This is a genomic window from Pseudomonas sp. FSL W5-0299 (assembly GCF_005930655.1).
In the GTDB taxonomy this organism is placed as follows: Bacteria; Pseudomonadota; Gammaproteobacteria; order Pseudomonadales; family Pseudomonadaceae; genus Aquipseudomonas; species Aquipseudomonas mandelii.
Genome location: NZ_RXHX01000074.1, coordinates 1 through 7,158 on the forward strand (window position 1 = coordinate 1; position 7,158 = coordinate 7,158).

At 61.3% G+C, this 7,158-nt stretch carries 5 protein-coding genes; 1 reads left to right on the plus strand and 4 read right to left on the minus strand.

The window, feature by feature from the left end:
• The first annotated feature begins 705 nt into the window (after positions 1-705).
• The gene (locus FHL16_RS33435; protein ID WP_077750526.1) at positions 706-1,065 is read left to right on the plus strand and encodes a DUF6124 family protein; all 360 of its coding nucleotides are present in this window, start codon (positions 706-708) and stop codon (positions 1,063-1,065) included.
• A 285-nt stretch (positions 1,066-1,350) separates the two neighbouring features.
• On the opposite strand, the gene FHL16_RS33440 is transcribed toward FHL16_RS33435, so the two are convergent.
• Genes FHL16_RS33440 through FHL16_RS33455 form a run of 4 tightly spaced genes read right to left on the minus strand, consistent with a single transcriptional unit; the run spans position 1,351 to position 6,980 of the window.
• Positions 1,351-2,802: a curlin gene (locus FHL16_RS33440; protein WP_010455670.1), complete on the minus strand. Its 1,452-nt coding sequence runs from the start codon at positions 2,800-2,802 to the stop codon at positions 1,351-1,353.
• Between the two features lie 27 nt (positions 2,803-2,829).
• On the minus strand, positions 2,830-3,291 hold the full coding sequence (locus tag FHL16_RS33445) for a curlin (protein WP_077750527.1): 462 nt from the start codon (positions 3,289-3,291) through the stop codon (positions 2,830-2,832).
• 60 nt (positions 3,292-3,351) lie between these two features.
• Entirely contained in the window at positions 3,352-5,598 is a 2,247-nt protein-coding gene (locus FHL16_RS33450; RefSeq protein ID WP_010455667.1) for an Ig-like domain-containing protein, read from the minus strand.
• Positions 5,599-5,633: 35 nt separating this feature from the next.
• Positions 5,634-6,980, minus strand: a complete 1,347-nt coding sequence (locus FHL16_RS33455; protein WP_077750528.1) for a hypothetical protein — start codon at positions 6,978-6,980, stop codon at positions 5,634-5,636.
• Positions 6,981-7,158 lie beyond the last annotated feature (178 nt).

The window sequence follows — 7,158 nt, forward strand, 5'->3', positions numbered from 1 at the left end:
GGTGAAAAGCGAAGCGTGTACACCGAACCCCTTGTAGGAGCGAGGCTTGCCCGCGAAGGCGGCCTGACAGCCGACCATTTTCTTTCAGGCATGCACCAAACCTTGTAGGAGCGAGCCTGCTCGCGATGTCAGCCTGACAGCCGAACAATCACTTGCAGGTACACCCATTCCACTGTAGGAGCGAGGCTTGCCCGCGAAGGCGGTCTGACAGCCGAACAATCACTTGCAGATGTAGGTCATTCCATGTGGGAGCGAGCCTGCTCGCGATGGGGGTGTGTCATTCAACATTGATGTCGGCTGATTCAATGCCATCGCGAGCAGGCTCACTCCTACAGGGAATGTGTGCTGATTTGAGGGGTGTGTTTAATTGTGTTTAGCGTTACTTCCTGAAAGCTACAGTTCCTTGCGCCGTTGCCTACGACTGCGCCAGAATCCGCCGGCTTGTGCGCTTTGTGCCTGGTCTTTATCGTTTCCGTGTCGCTGAATTCAGCGGCCGGGTTTAGCGACTCGGACCATTCAAAGTGCATCAATGCTCCAGACTTTCTAGCAGGCTTTTACGTCTGCAGTTTCGTCATGGTGACTGTGTGCGGGAGACCTTCGGGTCTACCGGGTGCCTTTGGCCGGTTCGCTAACCTGCATACAGTCGCCACCCTTATTTGTTTAGCGACGGGTTTTGGTGGCGCCAATTTTCAAAGGAGTTTCACCATGTTCAAAGCCACACCCAATCCCCCGCAATCCGACGACGTTTCCCCCTACGATCCCCTCGACCCCAAAAAGCTCAACGAAGCCGCCGACCGTGCGCTGGATCACTATCTCAATCCGCTGAAAAGCGCGATCCCGCCACGCAAGCCCAGCACCATTTACCTCATCGCCCCGGATATCGACACCGAAACCCTGTTGGTCAATGCCTGCGAATCCCTGGCTTCAGCCAGTGTCATGGCCAGCGACTTCGCCGGGTTTCTCGAAGGCCCGCAACGCAACACGATGCTGGCCCTTCAGCAAATCATCATGCTGGGCGAACTGGCGGTGAATCGGGCGCTGGATAACGTCGTTCCGCAGGCGTAAACGCTGAGTCTGGAGCGGGAGGGTTTCTGTGGCGAGGGAGCTTGCTCCCGCTCGGCGGCGAAGCCGTCGTAAAACCAGTGAATGCGGTGTGTCAATGGAGATGCGTTTGCCGGGTTTAGGTCTGCTGCGCAGCCCAGCGGGAGTAAGCTCCCTCGCCACAGTATGAGTTCATCAAGTGGGCCGCGAATCGTTCGAAAGCGGCTTGTCAGGCATCCAATTCGCCGCAGCCTCACACAAAAAAACCGCGACCCACCCCCGAGGGCCGCGGTTTTTTATGCCTTGCGATTACTGCTGCAACACAGTCGCCCGGTTGTCACTGCCCAACTGCTGAACCGTCGCCATTTGGGTCACGCCGCTCTGATCAACACTGGCCATGTTCCCGGTACCGCCCTGGGTCACGTAGGCGACGTTCATGGTGTCAGCCTGTTTGACGCTGATCATGTTGTCGCTGCCATACAGCTGCGTGGTGAATGCCTGGTTGCCCGTGCCGGACTGGTCGAACTCGGTGGTGTTGCCAGTGCCGTTGGTGGTGCCCTGGGCCAGGTTGGTGGTGCCGCGCTGGTCGGCGATCAGGATGTTGTCGCTGCCGTTCTGGTCGAAGTACAGCTCGTTATAGGAGTCGGCCTGGCTGATGGTGGTTTTGTTGCCCGTGCCGGTCTGGTTGGTGGTCATGATGTGGCCGACGCCATCCTGGTTGAAGCTGGCGATGTTGCCGTTGCCGGCCTGGGTGACGGTCGCACGCTGGTTGCTGCCGAATTGGCCGCCCAGTTGCGGGCCTTTCCAGTTGCTGGCATAGACCTTGTTTTCAGTGCCCACGGAGGTGGCGTTCAGCACATGGCTGTCGCCGCTCTGGTAGGTGAAGTGCACGTTGCCGGTGCCTTGCTGGTACAGCGCGAGCACCGAGCCGACGGAGTCGAACTGGTCGGCGTAGATGGCGTTGACGTCGCCAACTTGCAGGACCTGGGCGTTGTTGTTTTGGCCGAAGCTTTGGTCGACCACGGTTTCGTTGGTCTGTCCGTACTGGTTGACGGTGGCTTGACTATTAGCGGTTTGCCCGCCTTGCCAGACTTCACTGCCGTTGAAGTCGCCGAACTGGTTGATCGTGATGACGCCGCCGTTGCCGTCGCGTTGGTCGCCATAGGCATAGTTGCCTTCGCCGGCCTGGTTGATGCCGATCTCGCCGCCCATGTGCGCGATCTGCTCAGTGGTGCCGTAGTTGGCGGTGCCGTACTGGATGATCGTCGCGTTGTTGGCGATGCCCAGTTGAATCTGCTCGATATTGGCCTCGTTGGCGTCACCGAACTGGAAGGTCTGGCCTTTGGTGGCTTCCTGGCTGTCCTGATAGAGGAACGAGAAATTGCCGCTGCCCGTCTGTTGTTGCAGCGCCTGGTTTTCGCCCATGCCGATCGATTGACTGGCATGGCTGATGTTGAGACTGCCGACCTGTTGCTGGACGATGGTGCTACCGTTCTCGAACAGTTGCTCAGCGTAACCGGCGTTGAAGTCGCCGGCCTGATCCTGGGTGATGGTGCCGGTGGCGGTGTCTTGCACCGCCATGGCATCGTTACCCTCGCCGAGTTGCTGTTGGGCTGCGGTACTGAACGGGGCCGCGGTCTGTTTCACTTCGGCAATGTTGGCGGTGCCGACCTGGGACTGGTTGGAAACGCTGTCGTCGGCCATTGCCTGGGCACTGACAATGACCAGGATGGCAGCGGTGAGGGGCGTCAGTTTGAACATGATGAAACCTCCAAGTGGTGCAGTGCTTTAGCGATATTGTTTGACCGAAACGCTCATGCCATTTCCCGACTGGGTCACGGCGCTTGAAAGTCCCGTACCGGCCTGGTCGATGCTGGCGTCGTTGTTATTGCCGTTCTGCGAAATCTGCGCGCGGTTGTGGCTGCCGTTTTGCGTGATTGAAGCGGCGTTGCCGGAACCTTGCTGGGTAATCAATGCCATGAGGTCGCTGCCTTGTTGCAGGATCCAGGCTTCCTGGTTACTGCCCGACTGGACGATGGTGCCGAGCAACGACTGGCCGTTCTGTTGCACCAGCGCCACGTTGGCCTGGCCGTTCTGGTCGATCAGCGCGTGCTGGCCAACCGGTGGAGGCAACTCGCCGAGGTCGGCGGAGGGTGCCAGGTCGTCGTTCTCCATCAAATCGTCGGCACGCGCGCCTGCACTGCTGCAAAGCAGAAGCAGGCAGAGCAGGGCGGCGGTCGGCGTTTTCATGGCGCTGTCCTGTGGGAAGAGGCCGGCCCCACCCACCGAATCGGCGGGTGGGGCGAGGGCTCAGTTGGAGATGACCGTCACGGTACGCACGGTGCCTTGGGACGAGGTGATGGTGGCTGTCGGGTTCGCCGACGGAATCACCGTGGTGCTGTTGCTCACCGTCAACCGCCAGCGACCGGTCACCGGCACCGTGGTGGTGCCCAGAGTTGCCAGCCCTGTCGGGGTGCTGACCTTGACGGTGATGACGTTGCCGGTAATCACCGATGAGGTACCTGCAAAGTCCCAGGTGAAGCGGTTGTTGGAGCGCGCCGACACCGTGGCCGTGGTGACCGTGAAGGTTTCCGCAGCAGGCCGTGGCGAGACTTGCACCGTGACGGTAGCGGGAGCCGACAGGGCGCCGAAGCTGTCCCGGGCGACGTAGGTGAAGGTTGTGGTGAAGGCCGTAGTGACCGTCGCTGGTGGGGTGTAGGTGATGACGGTGCCGTCGGTGCTGACGCTGCCGCGATTGAGTGCCGGTTGGGTCAGGCTGGCGACGGCGAGCGGCACGTTGCCTTCCGGATCGGTGTCGTTGGCCAGCACGTTGATCGGTATCGCCACGCCGAGGGTCGCGATGCTGTCGGCGACGGCCACCGGAGACTGGTTGGGCGCCACGGTGATGGTCACGGTCGCCGGAGCGGTCGAGGCCAGGCCTTTGACGTCTTGAGCCTTGTAGGTGAAGGTCGCTGTCAGCGGTGCATTGACCACGGCTGGCGGGGTGTAGACCACCGAAGTCGTGCCGCTCAATGCCACGGTGCCTTGCCCGGCAGCCGGTGGGGTCAGCGCGGTAATGCTCAGCGGCGTGTTGCCATCGGGATCACTGTCGTTGGCCAGCAGGTTGAGGGTCAGCGGCACGCCGAAGCTGGTGCTGCCAGTGTCGGCGACTGAGAGCGGCGCCTGGTTCTCACCGGTATCCGGAGCCGTCCCGACCACCACGACAGGTTCGGTGTCACTGCCGCCAGCAGCGGATTTGACGGTGACGGTAGCCGGTGGCTGAGTCAGGTCTGCAATGGTCAGTCGTTGCAGGGTGCCGGATTTCGACAGACGTCCGTAACCTTGCGCAACCATGTCCGGCACGGCCACTTCATCCGTGGAGGTGGCCTCGATCAGCAGGCTGTGATCGCTCCAGTTGTAGCGAGCGGTCTGGATTTTCACCAGGTCAGTGACCTTGCTCGATACCGCCGTCGGCCGGGTGGTGCCCGACGGATTGGTGGCGGTGACGACCACGATCGAAGGCAGCGTGCCGCTGGCCAGGTGCTGACCGAAGAACCCGCCGTTGTTGTCGCCCAACAGGTTGGTCTGGCATGGCGAAAGTGGCGGACCCGGCACCAGAGCGATGGTTTCGCGAAAGCACAGGGTCGAACTGTTGTCTGATTTGGCAAAGACTTCGACCCGGGTGCTGGTGCCTGTACCCGAAGTGGTGCGCCGGTAAGTAGCGCGATCAACTTCCACGGGGGTTTGCGCTCGGCTGTCCAGGACTTTACCGGACAAGTTGAACAAGTTGGTTTGAATGGTCCCGGCCGGACCTGTGATGCGGACGAAGTTGGTGTCATTGGGACTGCCGGTGACCTGTTCGGTGAGGTTCGGGTCGCCAACATAGGTTTCGATGGCGCCGGTGTCCGGGTTCACCTCGGTATAAGGACCGTTGACGCTGCGCAGGAACGGCCCGATGTTGCCATTCAGCGTGCCGCTGAAATTTCCAGGCGCACCGATGCCGATGTCCCGGGTGATGTTGATGGCACGACGGCCAGGCGTGGTGACGTTGACCGTTTCGACCCCGTAAGGGTGAGTGATGGTGTAAACCCCGGCAGTGGGCACCGAGACCCGAACGCGAATCCGCGCGAAGGCCACTTGATCGCCATCGAGCGGATTGCCGCCACCGAATGCAGCCTCGATCCCGGCGACGTAGGCATCCAGTTCATAGCCGCTGTTGCCAATTTGCGGGATCGCAGTCTCAGCCAGGAACCAGAACGCTTCCGGCGGCCAGTTGTCGGGGAAGATCATTGGCTGGGCATCGTCGTAAATGCCCGGCTCAGCCAGCAGGATGCACATGTAGGCCGGCGGCACAGTGGTCCCTACCCGTGAGCTCACTGCCCGGGACTGGCACAGTTCCATCGAGAGTAAATTGTTGTCCTGATACCACATCGGGAATTTCCCGGTGGCGAAGGTATAAGGGCCGGGGTCGACAGCCGCGAGTTGCGCGAATGCACTGCCGGACAGCGATAGAGTCAGTCCCAGGGCGTTGAGCGCCAGGCGTGGCCAATTGTTCATGATGCCTCCTGATGAGGATCTGCGCATGTGAGCGTTCATTGCACGATGACCACTTCTTCGATGTCGCTGCCGCCATTGGATGACGTCACTCGAACCTTGGCGGGTGGAATCGGCGAGATGCCGGTCGCCAGGGATTTCACTGCGCCATCGCCACTCAGGGCGCCAATGGCGGCACCGCTGGCGGAGGTGGCGGTGAGCACTGGCGGCGAGGTTTCATCGCTGGTCGAGGCCACGAGCGTCAATTGCCCGGAGCTCAGGCTGTACTCGGCACGCTGGATCACCACCAGGTCGGTCAGGGGCATGGACAAGGTGGTCGGCGTGCTGCTGGGGATGGCCACGTGGTTGTCGGCTGTCAGTTGCAGGGTGCTTGGCAACGTCGGGTTGTTCGAGGACTGCGCATACCAGTTTCCGGTGGTGTCAGCCTCGGTCAGGTGCAGTGCCGGGTTGTTGCTGTCCAGGGTCACAGTGGCTGGTGGCGGCGGGGCCATGACGAACACGTCTTGTTGGGCCACCGGGGCGCTTTCACCGGCCTTGCGCGAGTAGGTACTGCGCTGGGTGATCATCGGAGTCGGACGGACCACCGTCGATAACTTGCCGGAGATGGCCATTACCGTGGTGCGCAAGTCCAGTCCGTTCGGACCTTCGATGCGGATGTAGTTGGTATTGAAAGGGCTGCCGGTGAAGGCTTCCGAAAGGTTCGGGTCGCCGACGAATTGCTCCGCAGCACCGGTCACCGGATTGGTTTCGGTGTAAGGGCCGTTGACACTGCGCAGGAACGGTCCGATGTCACCCTTGAGAGCGCCGTCGTAGGTTTTCGGTGAGCCGATGCCGATGTCCCGGGTCATGTTGATCGCCCGCCGCCCGGGGGTGTCGACGTTGAATACATCGACGCCGTAGGGGTGGGTGATCACGTAGGTGCCAGCGGTGGGCACGTCCACCCGGATGCGGATGCGCGCAAAGCTGATTTGATCACCTTCGACCGGGTCGCCGCCGCTGAAGGCCGCTTCGATGGCACTGACGTAGGTCAGGTCGATGCCCCGGGCGGCATCGACAATGGCGCCGTCGCCTGTGAACCAGAATGCTTCGTCGGGGAAGTTGGTCGGAAAGACGACCGGTTGCGCATCATCAAAAACCCCGGGAGTCGGCAACAAGTTGCACATGTACGACTGTGCACCGGGAGCGCCGGGGACTCGCGAACTGACGGCCTTGGACAGGCACAGATCAAGGGTGCGGCCATGGGTGTCCTGATACCAGGCGGCAAACGAGCCGTTGGCTGGCACATAGGGACCGGGGTCGACCGCAAACAGCGCTGCCTGGGCAACACTTTGGGCGAGAGCGCTGACAACCAGGGCGGCCGCCGTTTTGGACAGTAAAGGGTGCATGAGTATTCCCTCTATCAGAGTACCTGCCCCGTAGGGATGGGTCAGTTGGGAGGGCTTCGGCAACTTCCATACCAATCTTTCAAAACGGCCGGTAGAGGCCCGCAGTGAAGGCGTGGAGCGCGCAAACGGTTTCGCGGGGGCGAGGGCGTAAGCGGGCGACTGTCCCCAGCATTGGGGG